The organism is Actinomadura madurae (assembly GCF_047130825.1).
Lineage (GTDB): Bacteria > Actinomycetota > Actinomycetes > Streptosporangiales > Streptosporangiaceae > Spirillospora > Spirillospora madurae.
This window is the reverse complement of sequence record NZ_CP083237.1, coordinates 88,112-112,329: the sequence shown is the minus strand read 5'-3', so window position 1 is coordinate 112,329 and position 24,218 is coordinate 88,112. Positions and strand designations below refer to the sequence as shown.

The following is a 24,218-nucleotide window of genomic DNA, read 5'->3' as shown; positions in this document are numbered from 1 at the left end:
GGGCCGGTGTCAGGAGACCCGGTGTTTCAGGAGACCCGGGTGTGTCAGGAGACGCCGTCCCAAGCCGCCGCGGTCCCCTCGATGGCCTCCAGCAGCTGTTCGTCCGTACCGCCCATCACGGCCGGCTGCAGGACGAGTTCGTCGATGCCGCGCAGGCCGAGCCTTGCACGGCGCGAGGCCAGCTTCTCCGCCGCCTCGTCGGGGCTGCCGACCACGGCGAGCTCCTCCGCGAGGTCCGGCGGGACCAGCTCCCCGAGCGCGGCCCAGTCGGGGCGCCCGTGGTGGGCCGGTGCCGCCTGCCGCAACCGTGCGACGTCCTTCTCCCACGGGGTGCCGTCCGCGACGCGGCCGAGGCCCGGCACCGAGAGGTAGAGGGCGAGACGTGCCCGCGCCTCCCGCATCGCCCGGCCCGCGTCCGGGTGGACACTGGTCACGCACCAGGCGGCGATGGCGGGCGAGGCACCCGTCTCGGCGATGCTGGGAAGGGCGGTCCCTTCGAGGTAGGGCGCGAAGGCCGCCAGCGGATGCAGCGCTATTCCATGCGCGGCGCGGCTCATGGCGCGCAGCGACGCGGGGGTCATCCCGGACCCGTATACCCGGATGGCGGCCCGGTTCTCGAGCGGCACCGCGCTGCCGAACGAGTCCAGCCTGGTCCGGTAGAACTCTCCCTGGAAGTCGAGGCCGTCGGTGGCGGTCAGGGCCGCTCGGACGAGCGCGAGGTACTCCCCCAGCCGGGCGGCCGGCCGGGTGAAGTCGACGCCGAGGGCCGAGCGGAAGTCCGCCGGACCGGTGCCGACGCCGAGCGTCAGCCGCCCGCCCGTGACCTCGTTGGCCTCGATCGCGGCGGCGGCCATCGCGAGGGGATGGCGGGTGAAGGCGTACGCGATGCCCGTTCCGACGCCGATCCGCCGGGTGTGGCCCGCGACCTCGACGGCCCGCATGAGCGCGTCCCGCCCCGGCGTCTCCGTCACCCACGCGCGGTCGAGGCCGTGGTGCTCGACGATCCGCGCCGCCTGCCGGAGCACCGCGAACGACCTGACGGAGAAGACGATCGAGCGTTTCACCGGGCGACCTCCTTGACGGGGCGGAGCGGATCACCCAGAGGGACCACGGCGGGCGCCGGCACGAGCCGGCTCTGGATCGTGCCGAGCGGACCGGCGTCGAGCCGGACGACGTCACCCGCCTCAAGCCACGGGTACTCCTCCGGTGAACGGCGGGCGGCGAGATCGGCGATGCAGCCGGTGCCCACCGTCCCGCTGCCGATCACATCGCCCGGGCGGACCTCGGTTCCCCTCGACGCATAGGCGATCATCTGCCCGAAGGTCCAGAACAGTTCGCCGAGACGCCCTTCGGAGTAGGCGCGGCCGTTGACCGACGCGGTCATGGGAATGTCGGGCGTACGGCCGCGGGGATCGAGCGGCAGCTCGTCCGGGGTGACGAAGAGGGGGCCGAACGAGGTCGCCCAGTCCTTGCCCTTGACCGGCCCGAGGCCGATACCGCGCTCCCGGCGCTGCAGGTCGCGGGCGCTCCAGTCGCACATGAGGATGTACCCGGCGATCAAGGCGGTGCCCTGCTCCGGGGTCAGGTCGCGGCCCGCCACCCCCACGACCGCGGCGATCTCCAGTTCGAAGTCGAGTTCGACCGCGCCGGGCGCGCAGGGCACGTCGTCGGTGGGGCCGAGCACCGCGGCCGGGTTCGTGAAGTAGAACGCCGGTATCTCGTACCACGCGGGATCGAGCCGGGCTCCGCGCGCGGCCAGGATCGGCAGCAGGTGCTCCTCGAAGGCCATGAAGTCGCGGATCGACGGCGGGACCGGGATGGGAGCCTGGAGATGAAGGTCCTCCAGGCGCCGGCGGGCGGCCGGGACGGTGCGTGCCTCCTCGGCAGCCTCGGTCATCCGGGAGCCGTCGTCCCCCAGCAGCGCGAGCAGGTCGTTCTGGCTGGGGGACTCAAGGACCTCCTCGCCTTCGACGAGCCCGAGTCGCGGGGTGCGGTCGTGCGGTGATCGGTAAGCGGTCCAGCGCATGATGCCTCTCAAAGGACGGTTCCGTCAGGAGGAGTGAGCGAGAGCAGCCGTTCGGCATTGCCCCGGTAAATGGAGGCTCGCGCCTCGTCCGTGAGGCCCGCGACGGCGTCGACGAGCGCCGCGGGATCAGCGTCCCCCATATCGAAGGGGTAGTCGGTGCCGATCACGACCCGATCGGAGCCGACGGCCTCGATCAGGGCTCGGGCCACCCCGGGCGAGTGGACGACCGAGTCGAACCACATCCTGCGCAGGTAGTGCCCCGGCGGGTGTTCCATGGTGCGGCTGTCCGGGCGGACCCGGTAGGCATGCTCGCTGCGTCCCAGGTACGTCGGCAGGTACCCTCCGCCGTGCGCGACGCACAGGCGCAGCTCAGGGTGCCGGTCGAGCACTCCGGTGAAGATGAGGAGAGATAGCGCCACCGCCGTCTCAAGGGGTTGGCCGACGATGTTGTTCAGATAGGCGGGGGTCAGCCGCTCGGTCATCTGCGGGCACCCCAAGGGGTGCAGGAACACGACCACTCCGTGTCGCTCGGCTGCATTCCAGAGGACTTCGTACGCAGGGTCGGAGAGATCGGTACCGCCGGCCTGCGTCGAGATCTGCACTCCGACGAATCCACGCCGATCCATCACGTTCGCCAGTTGCTCGGCCGCGAGTGCCGGGTGCTGAAGGGCGACCGTGCCGAAAGCCAGGAAGCGGTCCGGACGTCTTTCGACGAGGGCGGCCAGGTCGTCGTTGATCGCGGCCGTCAGCGCCATCGCGTCGTCAGGGTCGGCCCAGTGGTAGTACTGGCCGGGATTGACCGACACCACCTGGAGGTCCACTCCGGCGGCGTCCATGTGCGCGAGACGCGTGTCGAGGTCGGTGAGGCGATGCTCCCATTCGGGCTGCACGCGCGCCATGTGCGCGGCCGTTCGGGGATCGCGGTAACGCGCGGCCATGGCCCTCGCCTGCTCGGCGTGGTCCGGCATCCGCGCGGCGAGGGCGGCCGCGGACGGCGAGGAGGCGTGGGCGTGCAGGTCGATCACGTGGGGTCGCCCCGCTCGTGCTCGACGACGGGCGTTCGCTGCGTTCCGAGTCCGGTGATGGAACCGGTCATCACGTCGCCGGCCTGAAGGAACCGGCCGTGGTGGACGCCGTTTCCCGCGGGCGACCCCGTGAGCAGCAGGTCTCCCGCCCCCAGCCGGACGCACGCGGAGGTGTGCTCGATCAGCCGCGGGATGTCGAAGATCATGTCTGCCGCGGCCTCGTTCTGCATCGTCCGGCCGTTGAGCTTCAGCGTGATCGTCAACCGGGACGGGTCCGGCACGTACCGCGCCGGGACGACGAGAGGGCCGACGGGAAGCAGCGTGGGCGCGCCCTTGCAGGCGAGCCAGTCGGCCCCGCGTGAGCTGTCCCCCGTCGGGTAGATGCGGTCGCGCATGGTGATGTCGTTCGCGATCGTGTAGCCGGCGACGTACTGCCATGCCGACTCGCGAGGGACGAGGTAGGCGTCGCGGGCCAGCACCACCGCGAGCTCCAGTTCCCAGTCGCATTGGTCGGTGACGGGCGGGATGACGACCTCGCCGAAGGCCGGGGCGAGCCCGCTCACGGTGCCGGGAAACACCGTCGGCGTGCCGGACCTGGCTCGCTGGTCCATCAGCGCGGTGGCGAACGCGCGGCGTTCCGGTTCGCTCGCCTGCTCGTGCTCGGGCCGTGGGGACGCCACCATCAGGTCGATCACGTGCTGCCGGTAGTTGGCCGCGGCCTGGAAGATCTGAGGCCGCTCGACCGGCACCAGTACCTGGTCGGCGCTGGGCGTCCGCGCTGCCGCTCCGGACGCCCCCTCGGCGAACCACTGTTCGACACGGTCACAGACCGGATCCCAGGCGGCGAGCAGATCCACCACGCTCGTGGCGGCCGCCGGGTCGCCGTCGATGATGTCGGCCAGGGCATAGGACCGCCCGTCGGCGACGACCGCGACCTGCGGACCGCCGCCGAGGTCGAGCCGGGCGAACCCGAATCCACCGCTCGGCACGTCCCCCCACTGAAGCTCAGCCACGGCGGTTCGAACCCGCCCCGGCCCGTACCGCGGCCTGCTCCCAGAACTCGGCGTACGCCTCCAGCATGCCCTTGAAGTCGTCAAGGCGAGCGCCCTCGAAGGGGCTCCGGGACTGTTCCTCAAGCGCCGCGACACGCTCGCGCACCTGCTCGGCGACGGCGCGGCCCTCCCTCGTGAGGGAGATGGGACGCACGCGGGCGCTGTGGTGCGACGCGGGCCGGGACACCAGCGCGCGCTTCTCCAGCTTGTCGAGGGGGGCGCTGAGTGCCTGCCTGCTCACCAGGCACCGGCGAGCCAGCTCGGCGCCGCCCGCTTCGCCGATCTCGTACAGGCTCTCCAGGATCAGCGCCTGGGTGCCGGTCAGGTCCAGATCCGCGAGCGTCGCGGTCACGGCGTCGGCCGTGCTGACGCGGATGCGGTGCATCACGTACATCAGCCGGTCGAGGACGCCCAGGCCGTTCGCGACGTCAGTTGCTTCCGTCATGTGACGGTTGTAGTACCGCCGATCCATCTACGTCAACTAGTTGACGTCAACCAGTTGACAAAATGCCCGAGCGTCGGAGAGTGTCGCACCAGGTCACAGAAGGGCGCGATAACCATGGACCGAGCAGACGTTCGCAACAACCTGATAGACGCCGAACCTCCCCCGTTCACAGGGCGGATCCTTCCGCCCCTCGCGCCGCGCGGGCCGGAGCCGCCCTCGGCGGTGGCCGCGCGGTCGCATCTCACCGGGCTGCGTCACGTGGGGCTCGGCGTGCCCGATCTCCGCGACGCGGTCGCGTTCTACGAGGGCGTCTGGGGCCTGTACCGGGTCGCCGACGACCGGGGCGTCGTGTTCCTCGGGTCGGTCGGCAGCGCCGAGCCCTACATCGTCCGCCTGCGCCAGGCGGGCCAGAAGCGCGTCGACGTCGTCTCGTTCGCCGCGAAGAGCGCCGCCTCGGTCGACGTGCTGTACACCGAGCTCGCCACGGCGGGTGTGAGGACGGTCCGCGAGCCGGCCGTCCTCGACACGCCCGGCGGCGGTTACGGCATGCGGTTCTTCGACATCGACGGCCGGCTGATCGAGGTCTCCTCGGACGTCGCGCCGAAGCCCTTCCGGGATCTGGAGATCGGCGAGTCCGTCCCGCGCAGGCTCAGCCATGTCGTGCTGAACAGCACCGACGCCCGGCGGACGAGCGCCTGGTACCAGAAGCACCTGGGCTTCCGGCTGTCGGACTGGCTCGCCGACCGCATGGCCTTCCTCCGGGTCTCGCCGGAGCACCACTGCCTGTCCTTCGCCCAGCGCACCAAGGTCTCGCTGAACCACATCTCGTTCGAGATGCGCGGCCTGGACGAGTACCTGCGCGGCACGGGACGCCTGGTGCGCCACGGTCACCCGCCGCTGTGGGGGCCGGGCCGGCACAGCGCCGGGGACAACACCTTCTCCTATTTCGCCGACCCGCACGGCAACGTCGTCGAGTACACCACCGAGCTGGAATGCATCCTCGACGAGGACGCATGGCAGCCGCGCATCTGGCCCGCGACACCGGAATGGAGCGATCAGTGGGGGACGGCCGGCCCCATCGAGGACCTCTTCGCGCTGGACTCCGTCACGCAGGAGGACTCCGGCCTCTGGACCCCGGCGCCGATCTGACCCCCAGGAGCAATCACGTGAGTACTGCGATCGCCGACGCCCGCACGGTCGAGCTGGCACCGGGCGTCCACGCCTACATCCAGCCGGACGGGGGCTGGTTCATCAACAACTGCGGCTTCGTCGTGGCGGACGACGGGGTGCTCTTGGTCGACTCGGCCGCCACCGAGGCGCGCACCTCCGCGCTGCGGGACGCCATCTCGGCCGTCACCCCGCTCCCCGTCCGCGTCCTGGTCAACACCCACTGGCACACCGATCACACGAACGGCAACTCGCAGTTCGACCGCGCGGTCGTCATCGCCCACGAGGCGGCCCGCGGCCCCATGCTCGAACTCGTTCCCACCCGCCCGGACCCGGACGGCCCCTTCCCGGACGTCCACTGGGGTCACCTCGGTAGCACCCGGCCGGCGGTGACGGTGACCGGGACGCTCTCGCTCTGGGCGGGCGACCTGCGCTGCGAAGTCCGCGGCGTCGGCGGACCGGCCCACACCGCCGGAGACCTCGTCGTCTGGATCCCCGAGCACGGCATCCTCTTCGCCGGCGACCTCGCCTTCAACGGCAGCGCGCCGCTCGTCTCGGCGGGATCGATCTCAGGGTCATTGCGGGTGCTCGCCGAACTGCGCGACCTCGCACCCGCCGTGGTGGTTCCGGGCCACGGCGAACCGTGCGGACCGGAGGTCTTCCAGACGGAGATCGACTACCTGGCCTTCGTCCTGGAGACCGCTCAGCGCGGGCGCCGCCAGGGCCTGACGCCGCTGGAGACGGCCCGGACCGTCGGGCCGCATCCGTTCGAGCACCTGCGCGACGGCGAGCGCATCGTCGCGAACCTGCACCGGGCCTATGCCGAGCTGGACGGCGCGGCCCCGGGCGAGGAGATCGACCTGGTCGCGACTCGCCTCGACATGATGGCGCTCAACGGCGGGAAGGCGCTCACATGCTTCGCCTGAACGAGGGCCGCAGGGCCCTGGTGGTCGGCGCCGGAATCGGCGGGCTGGCCGCGGCGCTCGCCCTGGCCGGCAAGGGCTGGGACGTCGACGTGGCGGAGATCAAGGAGGAGAACTTCACGGTCGGCGTCGGCATCAACCATCCCGCCAACGCCCTGCGCGCCCTGCGGCGCCTCGGCCTCTACGAGGCGGTGGCCGAGGCCGGCTACCGGTACCGCGGGATCAGGCGGTTCGCCGCCGACGGCAGGCTCACCGCGGAGTTCGTGCCGTCCGATCCGCCCGACGTCCCCTTCCAGATCTCGATGACCCGCGCCGATCTCCACGCCGTCCTCACCCGCGCGGTCGGCGACCTCGGCGTGCGCGTCCGGCTCGGCACGACATGGCGGGAGATCGCCGAGGGGACCGACGGCGTCACGGTCGAGTTCAGTGACGGTTCACGGCAGGCCTATGACCTGATGGTCGGTGCCGACGGAATCCGCTCGCAGCTGAGGTCGGAGCTGTTCGGAACCGGGCATGCGCCGGTCGAGACCGGCTACGTGTGCTGGCGGATGGCGGTACCCCGCCACCCGGACATGGTCCTGAGCGAGTACTGGAACGTCGGTGACGCCAAGGCCACGGTGCTCCATCTGAACGACGACGTGATGTACCTGCTGGTCGTCGAGCCGGGTTCGATGTCGGAGATGCCAGGACGCTCGGAGAAGGCCCGCCTGCTGAAGGAGAAGCTGGCCCCGTTCGGCGGGTTGATCGCCTATGTCCGCGACACCATCACGCCCGAGAGCGAGATCCACGTGGCGGTCCTGGAAGAGGTGTTCCTCCCGGCCCCGTGGTACAAGGGGCACGTCGTGCTGATCGGCGATGCCGCGCACGCCGTGACTCCGCACCTCGCGCAGGGGGCGGGGATGGCGATGGAGGATGCGATCGTCCTCGCCGAGACGCTCGTGGACACCGCCGTCCCGCAGGCCTTCGACGCCTTCATGAAGCGGCGCTATGACCGGGTCAAGTACGTGCAGGACCAGGCGCACGCCATCCTGCTGAACGAGATGGAGCCCGACCCGGTGCGCAAGGCCGAGTTCGCGGCGTCGCTGGGTGCGCGCCAGCAGGAGATCACGGCCCGGCTCAGCGCCCCCGCGTGAGCGTCTCGTCCAGATCGGCGGGGGCCTCGTCGGTGTCATCGCCGACGCGTGGCGTGGCGAGCCCGAGATCGCGCAGCCGCTGCAACATCGCCGTCAGGTCCTCGATCTCCGAGGCGGTGAACTCCGCGGCGATGGCGGCGTACATCCGGGCGGCCCGGCCCCGGACGCCGTCCATGACCGCCGAACCCTGTGCCGTGATGCGGAACAGCGACGACGACCGATGCCCGGGATTGGGGGTGCGCTCCACCAGTCCGGCCTCAAGGAGCCGGTCCATCACGGACTGGACGCTCTGCCGGGTCAGGGACAGCCGGCGAGCGACCGCGGGCACGGACTGAGGGCCTTCGCGCAACTGCCCCAGAACCTGGGTGCGCGCGAAGTTCACTCCGCCGACCGCGGCGTTCTCGTCGGCGCGGGCGCGGTACACCTGTGAGGCGCCGTGCAGCGAGTGGAGCAACTCCAGCACGTCCGCCTCCGCCGTGGTCGCCGCGCGGTGCGCGGTCGGCCGTTCGGGCGCCATGAGCCACCTCTCCTCTGTCGATCACATCGTAGGTGCGACTCGAATCGAATATTGACAGGACCCTGTCATTATGACAGGGTCCTGCTCATGAGCGCACCATCCTCCGCGTCGCCTGTGCGGACCCCCGACAACCAGCCGGTCTTCGTGTCGGGGCAGGCCGTGCAGAAGGCACTCGCGTGGACGGACTGCGTCGACGCACTGGAGACCGTCTACGGGGAAGAGTTCGACGGCTCGGCGCTCCCCGCGCGCGTCGTCGCCTCCACCCCGCAGGGAAACTGGATGCGGGTGCTGCCGGCGCTGCCCGGCGGCGGCGACCACTTCGGCCTCAAAGTGATGGGCGGACGTCGAGCCGGTCACGGTCGGCCCTACACGGCGCAGTACCTCGTCGTGCTGTTCGACAAGGTTTCGGGCGCCATCTCGGCGTTCGTCGACGCCCGGGCGGTCACCGGCATCCGCACCGCGGCCACATCGGCGCTCGCGGCCCGGCGGCTGACGCGCCGGCACACCGCGGCCGGCGAGGTGCTCCCACTCGGAGTCCTCGGTACCGGTCTGGAGGCCCGCATGCACGTCCGGGCACTCACGGCCGTGCTCGGCGTCGGAACGGTGACGGTGTTCAGCACGACCGAGTCCCGGCGGCGGGCCTTCGCCGACGAGATGGGGGCCGAACTGGGCCTTCCAATCCGTGCCGCCGCGAGCGCGGAGGAGGCGGTGCGCGACGCGGAGCTCGTGGTCGCGGCCGCACGCTCACACGACGAGCGGCCGATCGTATCGGCGGCGGACCTGAACCGGTGCCGGACCCTCGTCTCGATCGGTTCGACGGTCCCGTCACAGCGCGAGATCGACGTCGACCTCATCGAGCGTTCCGACCTGATCGTCTGCGATGTCGTCGACGAGGCGACCTCCGAGGCGGGAGATTTCCTCGCGGCCGCCCGCGCCGGGATCCCGTTCGACACGAAGGTGCACGCGCTGAGCGCCCTAGTGGGGGGCGAACTCGACTCTCGTGCCGCCGAGGCGGATCTGGCGATCTTCAAGTCCGTCGGCAGCGGCCTCCAGGACGTCGCCATCGCCTCCCTCGCGCTCGCACGAGCACGCGAGGCAGGGCTGACGGCAGAGCTCCCCATGGGGTTCGAAGGCAACTAGGCGAGGAGAAGCACATGGTCGACTACACCAGGAGCGAAGCCCGGGACTGGGCCCGCGAACATCTCCACGGCGTCATCAACGTCATCATCCCGTCCTTCACCAACGATCTCAGGGACATCAACGAGCAGGCGATCCGCCACGACGTCCGCAAGCAGTTCGAGTACGGTTTCGCCGGCGCGCTGCTGGTCTCGGAGGTCTCGATCACGCTGCCCGAGTACCGGCGGTTCTGCGAGATAGCCGCCGACGAGGCCGCGGGCCGGCAGCTGTTCGTCCACCACTCCAGCTGGAGCGACCTGGAGCATGCCCTGGAGGCGTTGAAGGTCGCCGAGGAGTCCGGCGCGGAACTGGTGCTCCTGTCCTACCCGCCGAACTTCTATCCCGAGTCCGAGCAGGACATCTACGACTACACGCGCGCCATCTGCGACGCCACCGACCTCGCGGTCATGATGTTCCCGATGTACCTGTGGGGCTTCTCGCCCCGCATCCATCCGTCGGACATCCCGGCGAGCGTCATCCGGCGGCTGCTCGACGACTGCCCGAACATCGTCGCGATCAAGGCCGAGGGCGGCTACCCGAGCATCATGGGCCTGGTCGAGTGCCACCGCCTGTTCGGGGACGAGGTCGTGATCAGCTGCCCCATCGAGGCCGACCTCATCCCGCTGTCGCAGCTCGTCCCGATCCAGGTCTCCGCGACCAGCGACCACGAGTACTACGGCCCGACGATCCCCAAGATCTTCGACCTGCTCGCCAAGGAGGAGTTCGACGAGGCCACGCGCCTCTACTGGCAGATCCACCCGGCTCGCCGCGCCAAGCAGCAGCTCGGGCCGCAATTGCACGGCGGGTGGTTCATCAACCGGCAGGCCTGGAAGTTCGAGGCCTGGTTGCAGGGCTACAACGGCGGTCCGCTGCGTGCTCCCACACAGCGCATCCACGACGCGCAGATGACGGCCCTGCGCAAGGGCCTCATCGACTCGGGCCTCGAACCGAGCATGGACCCGTTCCGGGAGTTCTTCATCGGCCGGAACCCCGCATGAGCGAGCAGATCGACGTCTTCGGGCTTCTGCAGGCCGTCGGTGGAGGCACGCGTGCCGCAACGGCTCTGCGCCTCGGGGACGGCTGGGAGAAGCCCGCGTCCGGCGAGGTTCTCGCCGTGATCGACCCGGCCACCGAACGCGAACTCGGCACGGTCGCCGACGCGACGCCCGACGACGCGCGGGCGGCACTCGACGTCGGCGCCGCGGTGGCAGGGTCCTGGGCCGCGACCGCACCCCGGTTTCGGGCCGAGGTCCTGCGTCGCACCTACGAGATCATGCTCGCCGAGAGGGAGCCCCTGGCACGGCTCATCACGGCCGAGAACGGCAAGTCACTGGCCGAGGCGCGGGCCGAGATCGACTACTCCGCCGAATTCTTCCGCTGGTACTCATCGCAGGTGACGACCCTCGACGGCGAATTCCGCCCGGCGCCGAGCGGAGACAACCACATCCTTGTCAGCCGGCACCCGATCGGCCCGTCGGTGCTGGTGACGCCCTGGAACTTCCCGTCCGCGATGGCCGCCCGAAAGCTGGCACCCGCGATCGGGGCTGGATGCACGGCCGTGCTCAAACCGGCCCCGGAGACCCCGTTCAGCGCGATCGCGCTCGCGGCCGTCCTGGAACGGGCGGGGCTCCCGCCCGGGGTCGTCACAGTGGTCACGACCAGCGACGCGCCCGGCGTGGTCGGCGCGCTGCTCGATGACCCACGAGTGCGCAAGCTGTCGTTCACGGGCTCGACCGCCACGGGTCAGACACTCCTGCGCGCCGCCGCGGCCGGTGTCATCTCATGTTCGATGGAACTGGGCGGCAACGCCCCGTTCCTGGTCTTCCCAAGCGCCGATCTCGACGCTGCAGTCAAGAACGCGATGGTGGCGAAGCTGCGCAACAGCGGCCAGTCCTGCACTGCCGCGAATCGCTTCTACGTCCACGAGAGTGTGGTCGAGGAGTTCACTTCGCGCCTGTCGACCGCGTTGGCCGATGTGACCGTGGGCAATGGATTCCAACCCACGGTAGTGATGGGCCCGCTTATCAACGAAGCGGCGCACGAAAAGGTGACAAGCATCGTCGACCGCGCCATCGATCAAGGCGCGCGAACGACAATCGAACGCCGCTCCCTGCCTGAGCATGGATTCTTCTATGCCCCGACCCTCCTGTCGGGCGTCTCTCCGGAGACCGACATCCTCCGGGTCGAGATCTTCGGACCTGTGGCGCCCGTCGTGAGTTTCTCCGACACCGACGAAGCCGTGCGGCTCGCCAACGACTCCGACATGGGCCTCGTGTCATTCGTGCAGAGCGGGAACCTCGGCGAAGCACTCAGCGTCGCCGAACGTCTTGAGTGCGGAATGGTCGGGATCAACCGAGGCGTCGTCTCGGACCCCGCCGCCCCATTCGGCGGATCGAAGCACAGCGGACTCGGACGCGAAGGAGGGTTCCACGGCTTGGATGAGTACTTGGAACCGAAGTACATCGCTGCGTCTTGGTAAGGCTTGATGAACTCGGGATGCGGGGCCATGCAGGCTGAGCCCCCTGGAGAGGCACGCGAAAGGGGCGGGGACCGTGACGGCGAAGACCGCGATCGCCCACCGGGCCAGCTCCTGCCGGCCGCCGGACGTCCGGCCCGGCTGGGACATCGAGTCCGCCCGGGCGATCAGGCATGCGTGATCGGGCACGTCACGGCCGAGGCCGAGCGCGCCGCCGCCGTCGGTGTCCGCCGACGGGACAGGGACCCTGGACCGAGTTGACGGGGCCGGTCTGGGGATCAAGAGCGACAGCAGCATGCTGGTCGGCGGCTTCGGCTTCGTCGGCATGCCGTTCGACCTCATCGACCCTCAAGGCCGGGCGCGTGCGCAAGGTGCTCTGCTCGTTCCCCCGGCAGCTCGAATGCACCCACTGCCCCGCAGCGGCTACGCCAGCCAGATCTACACCGACGTCGCCGTCCTCGAAGCGCCACGGCCGGGGTGTCGGTTGACAACCTTCGGCCCTCCCGAGCGACGGACTCCGCGACCGGCTGCCCGTCCCGCTCAAGGCGGGCTGACCGCTCTACGGCCTGGCACCACGGCCTCGTTGCATCGTGGTGCCAGGCCGCTTCGGTAGCTGGCCGTCAGCCGTTGACCTGGCTGAGCACTCCCCCTGCGCCTACGCCAAAAGATGCGAGGAAGGCCAGGGTGCGGGGCGTCAAGCTCGGCCGGGACGGCTCCGCACCGCAGTCGCCCGCGTGATCCGTCTCAGCGCCGAGGCCCGCGGTGCCTAATGCGATTCCTCCGCAGGAAGGCGAGGATGATCCGGTTGAACAGCAGCGGACGCTCCCAGTAGGCGTTGTGCCCTGACTCGGGGAACACCACCTGCTCGGCCCGGGGGAGGCCCTCGCCGAGGCGCCGGAGCATCGCGGGTGGCGTGTACAGGTCGGCGTCTCCGGTGGCGAGGAGCACGGGGACGCCGCTGGAGGCGATCGCGGCCGACGTCACGGTCGCCTTGGTGCGCTGGCGCGCGGCCGCAGGCGGAGCCAGCGCGGCCTCGTCGAGCCAGATGGCCACTCCGTCCGGGTTCGTCGCGCGGTAGGAGCCGCCGAGCTCCTGGAAGTCCTTCGGCAGTTCGTTCCACTGCGGCGGACGCAGCGCGGCACTGTCGGCGGCGTAGTCGGGGTCACCGATGGCGACGAGGCTGCAGGTCAGTGCGGCGCTCGCCACCCGCTCGGGGTGACTGAGAAGGTAGTCGGCCGCCGCGATGCTCCCCGCCGCGGTGCCGACGAGATGCATGGTGCGGAGTCCGAGGTGTTCGACGAGCGCGTGGAGGTCGTCGGCGTAGGTCCCGGTGTCCTCGGCAGGCCCGGGGTCGGAGTTGCGATGCCCCCGGCGGGAGTAGCCGATCACCCGGTAGCCGGCGCGGGCGAGCACGGGCTGCTGGTATCGCCAGGAGCGGCCGCTCCCGGTGTAGGCGTGGAGGAGGACGACCGGCTCACCGGATCCGCCGGTGTCCCAGAACCACAGTTCGCCGGCGCCGAACGACACACGTCCTTCGGTCACAGGCACCTGAGGTGGTATCGGGACGGGTCGCAGGTCGTCGTCCCTCGGCGCGGCGGCGGCGGGTTTGGGGGTCATCAGGGCGGAGGCCGCGGCTAGGCCGGCGCCGCCGAGCAGGACGCGACGTCGCCCGATCGATGTGGACTGGTTCATGACTCTCCAGGGGCCGAAGTGTCGACAGGAACGGCGGGTGGCCGAGCACATCCGAAGCCGGAAGGGGGTGTGACCTCGGGCTTCGACTTAGATGCGGGCAGCATACGGGCTCACAGCCGTGATGTCGACAGATGGCCGAGATTGAGAAGAGTTCCCCTAGGGAAGAGCACCCGAACGCCTTGTTTATGTCGACACTAGGTGCCAAGTTGGCGAGGTCCGTTCAAACGGGCAACGAGGGGCGCGGCCGTGACCTCCACAACGGGCAACGTCAACCCACCGAAGCCGACAGGATCTTAGTGTCGACACACATCGGCGAAGCCCACCGCCCAACCCGCGGAGCCACCCCAAGGGTCACGGGTTGGCCGCGCACTCTGGCACGAAGGATCGGCTTACCGATCCTCGGCGGCGGGGCTTCCAGGTCGGCGACCACCGGGACCGAGTGGTCAGCCGTGCACCCGCTCTGCGGAGCGGTTCAGGCGGTTGCGTGCCCGCCCTTGGAGTTCCGGCCGCCACGGACAGCGATGGTGCTGTGGAGGCGGGTGCACCACGAGCAACGCGCGCGCAAGACCATCGCGGACGGCGGCATTGAAGATGCTGTACACGTCGATCGGCACGGTCTTCACCCTGGACCGTCACGCGGCAGACTGCTCGTCCAGCCAGGCCGACACCGCACTCGTGCAGCAGCCCTCGAAAGTGGTCGGTCGGCCCGAAGGACACCTCACACAAAGATTCTTGGGCGCCACCGAGCGGCCCGCTCCGTGCACGGGCCGGCCCGCCGGGCCGCGGCAGGCGCGGCCCGGCGGGCTCAGGTGCGCCGGACGGTCTCGCTGTACTGGTCGGCGGTGAGGCCGATCTGCCAGGCGGCGGCCCGTACCGGGTCGCGGATCCAGCCGGGCACCAGTTCGGCGAACTCCCGGCGGGTGCCGTCCCGCTCCAGCGAGCCGTTGGTCATCAGCAGCAGGTGCAGGTGGTCGTCGTAGAGCTCCTCGACGCACCACAGGCTGAGGATCTGCCCGGGGTTGCCGGGGTCCGCCGTCTCCCGGCCGACCCGCGGCCATCCCGCCTGGTCGAGCACCGCACGCCAGCCGGCCCGCCCGGCCAGCAGCTCCACCGCGCAGCGCCGCTGCTCGGAGTTGCGCAGCGACACCGCGCGGCGGATCGGGACGTCGTCCTCGATGATCTCGCGCGGCATGGTGACGCCGTGCCACGCCCACAGGCACCAGCCGTCGGGGTACCGCACCGCCGGCCCGGTCGGATGGTGGAGCCGTCCTTCGGCGTCGCGGTGCAGTTCGGTGGGGCGCTCCGTGAGGATCACGCTGTTCCTCATCGGCCACCACTCCCCCGCCGCCCGTGCCACCTGGAGCAGGCCGCGTCCGTGGCGGTCCGGTTCGAGGACGCCGCAGCGGGCGAGGAGGTCCAGCTGGGCGAGCCGCCCCAGCATGCGGGAGCGGAACGCGCCCAGCCGGGGCAGCGCCGCCGCCTCCGGCGACCGCTGCGCGTCCTGCCAGGTCGCGGCCACCTGGTCGACGGCCGCGCCGACGGCCCGGCTCAGCCCCGCCTCGACCGCGGCGGTCACCTCGCGGTCGAGGCGGGTGAGCAGGCCGCTCCACCGCGGGTCCCGCTCCACGTGGCCGACGAGGTCGGGCCGCAGCGGGTCGAGCATGATCAGGTCGGTCTCCGCGCCGTCCCGCGGCACCCGCTCGACGATGGCCTCACCGGTCGGTTCCGGCAGCGTCCGCCACGCCCGCCTGGTGATCAGCGACAGCCGGCCCGCGCGGATGTCGGCCCCGATGCTGCCCGCCATAGGCGAGCCCAGCCAGATCACATGCTCGGGCGGCCGCCGGCCGGCGCCGAGGTAGACGTCCCGGACGCCCGCCTCGGCGACCGCCCGGTCCGCCGGACCCGCGGCCAGCCCGTGCCCGATCCACTCGTCCCGCACTAGCGGCAGCAGCGCCTGCCGCTCCTCGGTCGGCGCCGGCGGCGGCCGGCCGTGGTCGTGGGCGGGCCGCTGGTCCGCCATCGTCAGTCCTCGACGAAGCGGACGGCCGCGCCGTCCCAGGCCCGCTCGAGCTCGGCCTGCTCGCGCTCGGCCTGCTCACGCAGCGCCTGCGCCCGTGCCGCCTCCTTGCGCGCCTGCTTCCGGGCCCGCTCGCGCCGGCGGCGGGTCCCCGGGTCGAGGACGCGCGGCGCCGCCTCGCGCTTGCGCCGCAGCACGTACCGGCCGGGGGCGATTCCGGTATTACCGTGCTCCGGGTGGTCCAGCCACGCCGTCGCCCCCTCGCCGACCACCAGCGAGCCCAGGGCGATGTCGCCCGCCGCGCCGTCGCGGGCGTCGTACCGGACGTCACCGGCGGCGAGCAGCAGGTGCGTGTGGCCGCCCGCCTCGCCGCGGACCACCGCGACACCGGCCGCCGGCACCGGGCTCACCGGCCGACGGAAGTCGTCCTCCGCCATCGCGGCGGGAATCACCGACACGTCGCCCTGGTGCTGCAGTCCGGCGATCGTCGGAATGTCGAGTTCGGCCGCCAGATGGGCCAGGTCGGCGCCATCCGACAGCACGTTGCTAAGAAGTTCCATCACGGCCTCCGCAAAGTGTCACCCACAACGCTAACGCCGTCCGTTCCCATGGGAAACGTATTTTCTGGCCGCCCCGCCCGCCGGCCCAATACCTCCCCATCCAACCCATCCTGACCTGCGATTCCAAGGGAGTATTCCGTGGCACTAAGAGCGCGTGCAGATATCACAGACCGCGCCCACCGGACGGCACCGGCGGCGATCAACGCCCATGAACGCGCCGCCCGGCTGGAGCGTCTGACCAGGCCGCCGAGCACCCGGACGCGCCCAGCCATCACCACGATCGCGCCGCAGAAGGGACCCCGTCCGACGACGGTGGCCTGGAGGAATTTCGGTTGTTCTTGCCCAACTGCGCCACAAGCTCAGCGATCCTGGCTTCCGCTTGTGCCGGGCGGCGCCGACAGCTTCATTCATTCATCTGGTCGACCGTGGTCGGCCCCACACGGACAACCGATCACCGAACCGCGCGCGCCTGGTGATCTCCTCGACCGGCCCCGAGGCATGCCGACGGCCGTCTGGAGCTCGGTCAGCGCGTACCTGATCCCTCCCCATCTCTCCTCGGCCACCAATACCACGATCATGCGTGCCACCAGCGACAACGCTGAAGGCAACCGCCGGTCGAGAAGCAGCAGCTTGAGCAGTTCCGCTTCGCACTTGAGCTCACCGCGCGGATAGTTGTGGCTGCGGGCATCGGCCACGGCGGCCTTCAGGATCGCAGCGGCAGTTCGCCGATCTCCTTTCCGGATGCTCAGCCGGGCCAGTGCCAGGTTGAGTTGGACCTCACCTGTGCTTGCTTCCTGGACGGCGCGGAACAGGCTGCCACTTTTCCGCAGGTGGTAGTGAGCCTCAACAAAAGCGTCCAGCTCGATTAGGATGTCAGCGAGGCGAAGATGAAAGAAGGCTTCCCCCTTCCCAGCGTCCTTCAGAACCGGGCGTGCCTTCACATAGAGGTCCAAGGCCGCCTGCCAATTGCCCCGTGCCACCTGAACGCGTCCCAGATAGTGCCATGCCGCTATGAGCGTATTCGTCACGACGGAAACCGGGGGCATGTCCTTGCCCAAGCGGATGGCTTCCTGAAAATATGGCTCCGCTCTGCTGCGACTGCCGTAGAAGTAGGACATGCCCCATGCCGTCATCACGTCCGGCAGGAGAATATGCAGGTCCGGTGTTGCACGCGCCAGTTCTTCGCAGCGCGACAGGATTCGCTGCGCCTGTCGATAGCTGCTGGCGTCGATATGGTATTTGGCCAGGGTGAGGAGGGTGCGAAGGCGTTCACCGTCCGTCTGGCTGGAGCGGAGGGCTGCGCGGATTGCGTCCAAGCGGGCCGTCCCGTTGTTAGCGAAGATTGCCAGGTACCTGGCCTGCGCCAGCCGGAGGTCCGCCGTCGGACTGCCCAGTTCGGCAAGGCGATTCACGGCGGCGTCGGTCACGGCGATACATCTCTCCTGCTGCCGGAAATCCGTTCCCGGCCCCTCTTCCACCATCAACTCCAGCAATGCGTTGACGAAGGCGTCCAGCCTTTCGGCGTCCAGCGGCGCTTTCCAGGTGAGCACCTTTTCCAGCAGCCCAACGAGCGTGTCCGCATCCAACTCCACGTCCCGCCGGGACATTCGACTTAGCTGCAGATCTACCGCATTGATGACGCTCCGCTGGATGGGTTTACGCATTGCCTGATGAAATCCAGATATGCCGGCGGGGCCGACCATGATCGACTACCCCTCCCTCATCAGCTTCGGCACGTGAACTCGTGCAGCAGGCTGTGAATCGAGTACGCACGATTGAAGTCGCTGGACCGGACGAGTGCGAGCCGGCACGCGAATTCCAGGGCCTGCTCGAACAGCGCCGGATCGGCGATGCCGCTGATCGTCATGAGTTCCTCATATCCGAACGACGTCCCGCGGTCCTTGACGCAGAAGGCGCCCATGAGGCTCGCGGCCACCTCTTCACCGCAACGGTCGGCGAACTGCGCGAGCGAGCGGACGTACAGGTGCTCGCGCACCCGGCGCCCCAGCCCGGGACCGGTATCGCCGGCGCCGAGGCCTGTCAGGTCGGCCATCACCCGGTCCAGCGATCTCCGGGTGGCGAGATACTGCCGGATCACCAGCTTGATCAGGAATGGATTGCCTTCGGTCACCGTCAGCACCGGCGCGAGAACCTCCCGGTCGGCCTCGCGCAGGTCCGGATCAGCACTGCCCAGATGACGGACGAACGCGAGCGCGTCCTCCGGCCGCAGTCCCGACAGCAGGAACTCGGTGATCGCCATGGGGTCGCGCTGGACGGACCACCGGGTCGTCACGATCACCTTGTGCGGCCGTATCAGCCCTAGTCCTTCGAGCCGGGACAGAATGCCTTCGGCGTCTTCAGTGCTCTCGAGGTTGTCGATGACGGTGAGGGCACGCTCGTCGGCGGGCATGGTCGCGACGCCATGAGCAAGGTCTCGTTCCCAAAGTGCCCGGCTCATGCCCAACTCGATCCCGAACTGTGCGGCAATGTCGCGGATCAGGTCGAGCCAGTACGCGGTGCCCCGCGCCGCGTCCGCACGGTCGAGCATCGACAGCGAAATATTGGTCGCGGAGGCCCATGCCACCTTGGTGAAACCGCCGGCAGCGGCACAGCGGGCAGTCGCCTCATAGGCCATGGTCGTCTTACCGATCCCGCCATCACCGAACAGGCTCACGATCCAGTTGGCCGACGGGCTCATCACCGCGGCCGTCACTGTGTCGATCAGCGCGTCCACACCGAAGAGCCGATCGTGGTCGACGACAGCGTGCCGTTCCCAGCCGGTCGAAGAAGAACGTTGTTCCGCGTTCGGTTCCAGCGGGTCGCGATCGGGCGTCTCGTCTGGAAGACGCACCCAAGCCCGTGCCGTCGTCTCCTTGTTGCCGACCATGATCGCCGTGTACGCACGAGGGGCGACATTCCCCCATCCCTGGGCCACGACCTCCTCGTGCACCCTGTCCGACACCACCAGGATCGCCGAGGCATCGGACCCGGCGAGTCGCTCCTTGACCTCCCGGGCGTCCAGCAGGCGGAACACGTGGACGACTGCGGCGCCCAGCAACCCATGCTCGTCCTGATAAACGGGTCCGCTGTGAACGGCGACGCGCAGTTGCATGCTCGTGCTCGGGCTGGAGGCCCGGTTGTGCGCGCGGATCTCCGCACAAAGGTCGTCGACAATGGGATGGAGCAACCGCGCGACGGGCACTCCAGGCGGCAGGACGACGATCGCACCGTCGCCACGGTCCTCAACGTGGCAGTCGTCGAACGGCACGCCGCCCGCCTCGAACGAGGCACGGATCATGGTGTAGAGGGCTGCCCGGACCCTTGCCTGATCCGTCTCGGTGCGGTCCCGGCCGAAACCGGCAACGTCAACGGTCAAAAGACCGCTGTACGCGCCCGATACCAGTTTCCCTTCGGACGGATGTCGATCCGATCGGTCGGCCATCGGCCCCCGCAGTTGGTTCCGACGTTCCCCTCCGCTTCTCGATCGTGCTACGCCGTCCCCCTACAGGCAAGCAAAGGGCGAACTACGGCCAACTCGCCACTGTCAGGCCCGTGGACATGAGACGTAGTCACATTGTTTCGGAAACGAAGTCAAGGTCGACGACGACCGGAGCGTGATCGCTGCCGACCGCGAGACCCTCGTCATACAGATGCCGGATATCCCGGACTACCCAGTGGCGGCTGATCCACACAGAGTCGAAACGGCGTGCTGTGCCTGGGGAGTTCCTCCTGCGCCCGGTGCGGTGGGTGATCGCCGGTGGACCGTGCGAGGCGGTCTGTCGGAGCGCCGCGTTAGTCCCCGGCCTGTCGCCGAGGTACCGGCGCAGGGCATCGTCGAGGGCGTGTATTTTGGCGGGCCCCCAGAGACGATCGTCTACGCATCCACGCATTGTCTCGCCTACGTGCTTTTGTAGCCGCCGCTTGCCGCAGTCATGGCGGTGGCCTCCGCGCTTTGTGGTCGCGAGGTCTGCGGTATCCGGGTTCTTCTTCGTCGGCCCTTTGCCGGAAACCCCTAGTCCTGAAGGTTGGAGGCCAGGCGGGACTGGAGGGCTAGGAGGGGGATCAGGGCGGTCAGTGTCCAGGTGAGTCCTATTCCTTGGGCGAGCCAGCCGATGAGTGCGGGGCCGAGCAGGATGCCGGAGTAGGTCATGGTGGTGAAGCGGGCGAGGAGGCCGGCGGCTCCGGGGCCGTCGGCGCCGAGGTGTCCGATCACGCTGAAGAGCACGGGAAGCGGCGTTGCCAGGCCGAGGCCCATGATGGTGAAACCGGCGATGGTCAGGGACGCCCAGGGGCTGAGCACGACGACGGTCAGGCCTCCCGCCGCGACGAGGGTGCCCGTACCGACCAGGGTGCGGGCGGGGAAGCGCGTGAACAGCCGGTCGCCCGCCAGCCGTCCCGCCGTCTCACAGGCGATGAAGGCGATGTAGCCGAGTGAGGCCACGCCCAGGGACGCGCCCAGGTCGTCGTGCAGGTAGACGCCGCTCCAATTGGCGACGGCGGCTTCGACGGTCAGTACGGTGGCGCCCATGGTGCCGAGCACCAGCAGGCGAGGCGTCCACCCGGTACGCCACCCGGGACGGTCCGCGGCGGCCGTGGGACGCGGTTGCCGGTCCGCGAACGCGGGCAGAAGACGAGGCGCGGCAAGGAGCGCGAGGACGACCAGCCCCACCCCCGCCACCAGGTAGTGGGAGGCCAGGGACAGGCCCGCCTGCGCGGCGGCGCCACCCGCCACCGACCCGGTCACGGCACCGATGCTCCACGCCGCGTGGCACCCGTTCATGATCGGACGGCCCAGTTCGCGTTCGACCGCGACCGCGTGCGCGTTCATGGTCACGTCGACCAGCCCGTGTACGGCGCCGAAGAACAGCATCGCGGCGGCCAGCGCGGCCAGTCCGTCCGCCAGGCCTACGCCGAGCAGGGCGAACGGGAGCACGAGCGTCGCCGACCGCAGGATCGACGCGCTGCCGAGCCGCGCGGCCAGCCCGCCGGTGAGCTGCATCGACAGCACCGCCGCCACCCCGAACAGGGCGGACACCACGCCCAGCTGCCCCGCCGTCAGCCCGTGCTCGATCTTCAGCGAGGGCGTGCGCACGGCCAGGGCGGCGATCGTGAGACCGTTGGCGGCGAACAAGGCGGTGACCGCCCAGCGGGCGAGCGCCGCTCGCGGTGCGGCGCGCCTCTCGGTCACCGGGGTCATCGGCCGGTCCACGGTGGCAAGGTTCTGATCTGGCATCTGCCTCTCCCTCTTCATCGCTCGTCCAGACGACGAAGGGGGGAGGGTCAAATGGACACCTCGGCGAGTCGGCGGGAGAGATAGCGACGCTCGGCCTCGGTGGACGGCAGTTCGAGTGCCTCCCGGTACGCGGCGGCCGCCTCGGGGCGGCGGCCGAGACGGCGCAGCAGGTCGGCACGGGTGGCCGCGAGCAGGTGGTAGCGGGACAGCCCGCCCGACGCGGCCAGCTCGTCCACCAGTGCCAGCCCGGCCGCGGGGCCCTCGGCCATGGCCACCGCGACCGCGCGGTTCAGCTTCACCACATCGGACGGGACCATCTCCACGAGCCGTCCGTAGAGCGCGGCGATCTCGAACCAGTCGGTGTCGTCGGCGTCCCGGGCCGTGGCGTGGCAGGCGGCGATGGCGGCCTGCACCTGGTAGGGCCCGGGGCGCCCGCGCCGCACGGCCGCGTCGAGCAGGGCGGTGCCCTCGGTGATCTCGTCGCGGTCCCAGCGGGTGCGGTCCTGGTCCTCCAGGGTCACCAGGTCACCGGTGGCGTCGACGCGGGCGGCGCGGCGGGCGTGGTGCAGCAGCATGAGCGCGGTGAGCCCCCGCGGCTCCGGCTCGTCCGGCATCAGCCGCATCAGCAGGCGGCCCAGGCGGATCGCCTCCGCGCACAGGTTCGACCGGAGGGGGCCGTCGCCGGCCGTCGCCGAGTATCCCTCGTTGAACAGCAGGTACAGGACGGCCAGCACGCCGCCGGTTCGCTCCGGGAGCAGGTGGGACGGCGGGACCCGGTACGGGATCGCGGCATGACGGATCTTGTTCTTGGCCCGCACCAGCCGCTTGGCCATCGTGGGCTCCGGCACCAGGAAGGCGCGGGCGATCTCGGCGGTGGTCAGGCCGGTGAGGGTGCGCAGGGTGAGGGCGACCCGCGCCTCCAGCGGCAGCGCCGGATGGCAGCAGGTGAAGATCAGCCGCAGCCGGTCGTCCGGCACGGTGTCCTCCACGGTCGGGACGGACGTGTCGAGCCGCGCCTGTTCCGCGGCCTCGCGGAGTTTGCCGGCCTCCGTGGTGCGGCGGCGCAGCCGGTCCAGGGCGCGGTTGCGCGCGGTCGTGGTCAGCCAGGCCCCGGGACGGGCGGGAACGCCGTCCCGGGGCCAGCGCCGCAACGCCTGCGCGAAGGCGTCCTGCGCGGACTCCTCGGCCAGGTCCCAGTCTCCGAAGGACCGGATCAGGGTCGCCACCACGCGCCCCCACTCCTCGCGGAAGGCGGAGGCGACCGCGGCCTCGACGTCCTGGTTCAGCCCTCCCAGAGCGGCCTCACCTCGATCGTCCCGAAGCGGGCCGCCGGGTGCTTGGACGCGACCTCGATCGCCTCGTCCAGGTCCCGGCACTCGATCAGATCGAACCCGGCGATCTGCTCCTTGGTCTCGGCGAACGGCCCGTCCGACAGCAGCACCTCGCCGTCGCGGACCCGCACGCTCGTCGCGTCCGCGACCGGCCGCAGCCGGGAACCGAACGTCCGCACCCCGCGCGCGTCCATCTCGTTCGTCCACGCGGTGGGCAGCGCGTCGTCCCCTTCCGGCTCCACGGACTCATCCACGCAGACCAGCATCATGTACCGCATCTCACCTCTCCGTTCCTCTCGACGTACCCCCACGACGAACGGGGCGGCTGCGGATGGACACGACACGGCGCGAATCTACTCGTTCACGACGGCGCGGGCGGGCGGGATGCCGCTGACCAGCCTCGACCCGCCCCGGAGCGGGCGGGCATCGACAAGGTTCCCGGTCAGCCGGCCGCTCCCGCGTCGTACACCACTCGGCCGACAGTCTCGCCGTCGGCCAGGCGCTGCACACCGGCCGCCACGCCGGCGAGCGACAGCCGCTCGCCGACGAGCGGGTCGATCAGGCCCTGGTCGGCCAGCGCGGTCAGCACCCGGTGGCACTCCTGGATCGCCAGGGGGTCATGGGACCTGTAGAGGCCCCAGTGCAGGCCCACGATCGAGTAGTTCTTGACGAGCGCGTGGTTGAGGGCCGCCGACTGGATGTCGCCACCGGCGAACCCGACCACCAGTATCCGGCCCTCGAACGCGACGCACTTAACGGAGCGCGCGTAGGTCTCGCCGCCGACCGGATCGTAGATGACGTCGGCGCCGCGGCCGCCGGTCTCGGCCCTGACGACCTCGACGAAGTCCGCCTCGTGCCGGTCGACCACGACGTCGGCGCCCAGCCGGCGGGCGACCGCGGCCTTGCCTGGTCCACCGACGACGCCGATGACCCGGGCGCCCGCCGCCTTCCCGAGCTGGACCGCCGCGCTGCCGACTCCGCCCGCCGCGGCATGCACCAGCAGGGTCTCGCCCCTCTGGAGCACGGCCCGCCGGTGGAGCCCGAACCAGCCGGTCTGGTAACCGATGTGGAGGCTCGCGGCCTGGGCGTCGCCGAGCGAGGCGGGCGCCGGGAAGGTCGTCGCGACGTCCATCAGGGCCAGCTCGGCGAAGCCACCCGCCGGCAGCACGGCATCGCCCAGGACCCGGTCGCCGATCTGGAACCCGGCCACCTCGCCGCCGGTCCCGACGACCTCGCCGCACAGCTCGATACCGGGGGTGAACGGCGTATCGGGCTTGACCTGATAGCGGCCGCGGCACATGAGGGCATCGGGGAAGTTCGCCGGTGACGCGAGCACCCTCACCACGAGCTGGCCCGGCCCCGGACGCGGATCGGCGACCTCGACGAGCCTCATCACCTCCGCCGGCTCACCGAGCTCGGCCACCTGCCACGCCTTCATCGGATCT

At 70.3% G+C, this 24,218-nt stretch carries 22 protein-coding genes and 1 pseudogene; 6 read left to right on the top strand and 17 right to left on the bottom strand.

The annotated features are described in order from the left end of the window. Window positions 1-44: 44 nt before the first annotated feature. From K8Z49_RS00525 to K8Z49_RS00505, 5 genes are read right to left on the bottom strand one after another with little or no spacing between them, the layout of a single operon-like run. Entirely contained in the window at window positions 45-1,064 is a 1,020-nt protein-coding gene (locus tag K8Z49_RS00525; protein ID WP_075023310.1) for an LLM class flavin-dependent oxidoreductase, read from the bottom strand. Then, entirely contained in the window at window positions 1,061-2,026 is a 966-nt protein-coding gene (locus tag K8Z49_RS00520) for a fumarylacetoacetate hydrolase family protein (RefSeq protein ID WP_412517322.1), read from the bottom strand. Before K8Z49_RS00520 ends, K8Z49_RS00525 begins: the two co-directional genes overlap by 4 nt. 8 nt (window positions 2,027-2,034) lie before the next feature. Then, window positions 2,035-3,051, bottom strand: a complete 1,017-nt coding sequence (locus K8Z49_RS00515; RefSeq protein WP_412517321.1) for an amidohydrolase family protein — start codon at window positions 3,049-3,051, stop codon at window positions 2,035-2,037. After that, window positions 3,048-4,064 (bottom strand): fumarylacetoacetate hydrolase family protein, encoded by a 1,017-nt coding sequence (locus tag K8Z49_RS00510; protein WP_412517320.1) that lies wholly within the window; start codon window positions 4,062-4,064, stop codon window positions 3,048-3,050. Before K8Z49_RS00510 ends, K8Z49_RS00515 begins: the two co-directional genes overlap by 4 nt. Further along, window positions 4,057-4,548 carry a MarR family winged helix-turn-helix transcriptional regulator gene (locus K8Z49_RS00505; RefSeq protein WP_412517319.1) on the bottom strand — a complete coding sequence of 164 codons (492 nt, stop codon included), beginning with the start codon at window positions 4,546-4,548 and terminating at the stop codon, window positions 4,057-4,059. Before K8Z49_RS00505 ends, K8Z49_RS00510 begins: the two co-directional genes overlap by 8 nt. A gap of 114 nt (window positions 4,549-4,662) precedes the next feature. On the opposite strand from K8Z49_RS00505, the gene K8Z49_RS00500 reads away from it, so the two are divergent. Genes K8Z49_RS00500 through K8Z49_RS00490 form a run of 3 tightly spaced genes read left to right on the top strand, consistent with a single transcriptional unit; the run spans window position 4,663 to window position 7,771 of the window. Continuing rightward, window positions 4,663-5,697: a VOC family protein gene (locus tag K8Z49_RS00500; protein ID WP_412517317.1), complete on the top strand. Its 1,035-nt coding sequence runs from the start codon at window positions 4,663-4,665 to the stop codon at window positions 5,695-5,697. A 17-nt stretch (window positions 5,698-5,714) separates the two neighbouring features. Beyond that, on the top strand, window positions 5,715-6,641 hold the full coding sequence (locus tag K8Z49_RS00495) for an MBL fold metallo-hydrolase (protein ID WP_412517316.1): 927 nt from the start codon (window positions 5,715-5,717) through the stop codon (window positions 6,639-6,641). Beyond that, window positions 6,629-7,771, top strand: coding sequence for an FAD-dependent monooxygenase (locus K8Z49_RS00490; protein ID WP_412517314.1), 1,143 nt, complete (start codon window positions 6,629-6,631; stop codon window positions 7,769-7,771). The genes K8Z49_RS00495 and K8Z49_RS00490 overlap by 13 nt, the downstream gene beginning before the upstream one ends. On the opposite strand, the gene K8Z49_RS00485 is transcribed toward K8Z49_RS00490, so the two are convergent. After that, complete coding sequence (locus tag K8Z49_RS00485) at window positions 7,755-8,288, bottom strand: MarR family winged helix-turn-helix transcriptional regulator (RefSeq protein WP_075023304.1); 534 nt, start codon at window positions 8,286-8,288, stop codon at window positions 7,755-7,757. The two genes, K8Z49_RS00490 and K8Z49_RS00485, sit on opposite strands and share 17 nt — an antisense overlap. Before the next feature lie 87 nt (window positions 8,289-8,375). Between K8Z49_RS00485 and K8Z49_RS00480 the strand changes: the two genes are divergently transcribed. Genes K8Z49_RS00480 through K8Z49_RS00470 form a run of 3 tightly spaced genes read left to right on the top strand, consistent with a single transcriptional unit; the run spans window position 8,376 to window position 11,943 of the window. Further along, entirely contained in the window at window positions 8,376-9,428 is a 1,053-nt protein-coding gene (locus K8Z49_RS00480) for an ornithine cyclodeaminase family protein (RefSeq protein ID WP_063747644.1), read from the top strand. A 14-nt stretch (window positions 9,429-9,442) separates the two neighbouring features. Then, entirely contained in the window at window positions 9,443-10,462 is a 1,020-nt protein-coding gene (locus K8Z49_RS00475; RefSeq protein ID WP_412517313.1) for a dihydrodipicolinate synthase family protein, read from the top strand. Continuing rightward, window positions 10,459-11,943 (top strand): NAD-dependent succinate-semialdehyde dehydrogenase, encoded by a 1,485-nt coding sequence (locus tag K8Z49_RS00470; protein WP_412517312.1) that lies wholly within the window; start codon window positions 10,459-10,461, stop codon window positions 11,941-11,943. The genes K8Z49_RS00475 and K8Z49_RS00470 overlap by 4 nt, the downstream gene beginning before the upstream one ends. Window positions 11,944-12,684: 741 nt before the next feature. On the opposite strand, the gene K8Z49_RS00465 is transcribed toward K8Z49_RS00470, so the two are convergent. From K8Z49_RS00465 to K8Z49_RS00415, 11 genes and pseudogenes are all read right to left on the bottom strand, one after another. Further along, window positions 12,685-13,632: an alpha/beta fold hydrolase gene (locus K8Z49_RS00465; RefSeq protein ID WP_177287839.1), complete on the bottom strand. Its 948-nt coding sequence runs from the start codon at window positions 13,630-13,632 to the stop codon at window positions 12,685-12,687. 443 nt (window positions 13,633-14,075) lie between these two features. Further along, window positions 14,076-14,246 (bottom strand): hypothetical protein, encoded by a 171-nt coding sequence (locus tag K8Z49_RS00460; protein ID WP_177287838.1) that lies wholly within the window; start codon window positions 14,244-14,246, stop codon window positions 14,076-14,078. Window positions 14,247-14,437: 191 nt separating this feature from the next. Continuing rightward, complete coding sequence (locus K8Z49_RS00455) at window positions 14,438-15,652, bottom strand: DUF6745 domain-containing protein (protein WP_111833328.1); 1,215 nt, start codon at window positions 15,650-15,652, stop codon at window positions 14,438-14,440. A gap of 2 nt (window positions 15,653-15,654) precedes the next feature. Then, entirely contained in the window at window positions 15,655-16,209 is a 555-nt protein-coding gene (locus tag K8Z49_RS00450; RefSeq protein ID WP_052357185.1) for a hypothetical protein, read from the bottom strand. Window positions 16,210-16,486: 277 nt separating this feature from the next. Next, window positions 16,487-16,582, bottom strand: a pseudogene (locus tag K8Z49_RS00445) (DUF6444 domain-containing protein); the annotation flags it as partial. A 34-nt stretch (window positions 16,583-16,616) separates the two neighbouring features. After that, entirely contained in the window at window positions 16,617-17,873 is a 1,257-nt protein-coding gene (locus tag K8Z49_RS00440) for a tetratricopeptide repeat protein (protein ID WP_412517311.1), read from the bottom strand. Between the two features lie 59 nt (window positions 17,874-17,932). Beyond that, window positions 17,933-19,651 carry an NB-ARC domain-containing protein gene (locus tag K8Z49_RS00435; RefSeq protein WP_143118686.1) on the bottom strand — a complete coding sequence of 573 codons (1,719 nt, stop codon included), beginning with the start codon at window positions 19,649-19,651 and terminating at the stop codon, window positions 17,933-17,935. Window positions 19,652-20,221: 570 nt separating this feature from the next. Further along, window positions 20,222-21,442: an MFS transporter gene (locus tag K8Z49_RS00430; protein ID WP_412517310.1), complete on the bottom strand. Its 1,221-nt coding sequence runs from the start codon at window positions 21,440-21,442 to the stop codon at window positions 20,222-20,224. Window positions 21,443-21,489: 47 nt separating this feature from the next. Beyond that, complete coding sequence (locus K8Z49_RS00425) at window positions 21,490-22,671, bottom strand: RNA polymerase sigma factor (RefSeq protein WP_244938882.1); 1,182 nt, start codon at window positions 22,669-22,671, stop codon at window positions 21,490-21,492. Window positions 22,672-22,724: 53 nt separating this feature from the next. Then, entirely contained in the window at window positions 22,725-23,039 is a 315-nt protein-coding gene (locus K8Z49_RS00420; protein WP_256255556.1) for a YciI family protein, read from the bottom strand. Between the two features lie 176 nt (window positions 23,040-23,215). Then, a complete protein-coding gene (locus K8Z49_RS00415) occupies window positions 23,216-24,211 on the bottom strand; it encodes an NADPH:quinone oxidoreductase family protein (protein WP_111833324.1) in 996 nt (331 codons plus the stop codon). Window positions 24,212-24,218: the final 7 nt, after the last annotated feature.

Coding starts and splice junctions, on each gene's coding strand:
- K8Z49_RS00480 (WP_063747644.1), top strand. CDS start 8,376: ATGAGCGCACCATCCTCCGCGTCGCCTGTGCGGACCCCCGACAACCAG.
- K8Z49_RS00440 (WP_412517311.1), bottom strand. CDS start 17,873: ATGCGTAAACCCATCCAGCGGAGCGTCATCAATGCGGTAGATCTGCAG.
- K8Z49_RS00520 (WP_412517322.1), bottom strand. CDS start 2,026: ATGCGCTGGACCGCTTACCGATCACCGCACGACCGCACCCCGCGACTC.
- K8Z49_RS00435 (WP_143118686.1), bottom strand. CDS start 19,651: ATGGCCGACCGATCGGATCGACATCCGTCCGAAGGGAAACTGGTATCG.
- K8Z49_RS00485 (WP_075023304.1), bottom strand. CDS start 8,288: ATGGCGCCCGAACGGCCGACCGCGCACCGCGCGGCGACCACGGCGGAG.
- K8Z49_RS00505 (WP_412517319.1), bottom strand. CDS start 4,548: ATGACGGAAGCAACTGACGTCGCGAACGGCCTGGGCGTCCTCGACCGG.
- K8Z49_RS00465 (WP_177287839.1), bottom strand. CDS start 13,632: ATGAACCAGTCCACATCGATCGGGCGACGTCGCGTCCTGCTCGGCGGC.
- K8Z49_RS00500 (WP_412517317.1), top strand. CDS start 4,663: ATGGACCGAGCAGACGTTCGCAACAACCTGATAGACGCCGAACCTCCC.
- K8Z49_RS00420 (WP_256255556.1), bottom strand. CDS start 23,039: ATGCTGGTCTGCGTGGATGAGTCCGTGGAGCCGGAAGGGGACGACGCG.
- K8Z49_RS00490 (WP_412517314.1), top strand. CDS start 6,629: ATGCTTCGCCTGAACGAGGGCCGCAGGGCCCTGGTGGTCGGCGCCGGA.
- K8Z49_RS00470 (WP_412517312.1), top strand. CDS start 10,459: ATGAGCGAGCAGATCGACGTCTTCGGGCTTCTGCAGGCCGTCGGTGGA.
- K8Z49_RS00450 (WP_052357185.1), bottom strand. CDS start 16,209: ATGGAACTTCTTAGCAACGTGCTGTCGGATGGCGCCGACCTGGCCCAT.
- K8Z49_RS00455 (WP_111833328.1), bottom strand. CDS start 15,652: ATGGCGGACCAGCGGCCCGCCCACGACCACGGCCGGCCGCCGCCGGCG.
- K8Z49_RS00475 (WP_412517313.1), top strand. CDS start 9,443: ATGGTCGACTACACCAGGAGCGAAGCCCGGGACTGGGCCCGCGAACAT.
- K8Z49_RS00430 (WP_412517310.1), bottom strand. CDS start 21,442: ATGCCAGATCAGAACCTTGCCACCGTGGACCGGCCGATGACCCCGGTG.
- K8Z49_RS00415 (WP_111833324.1), bottom strand. CDS start 24,211: ATGAAGGCGTGGCAGGTGGCCGAGCTCGGTGAGCCGGCGGAGGTGATG.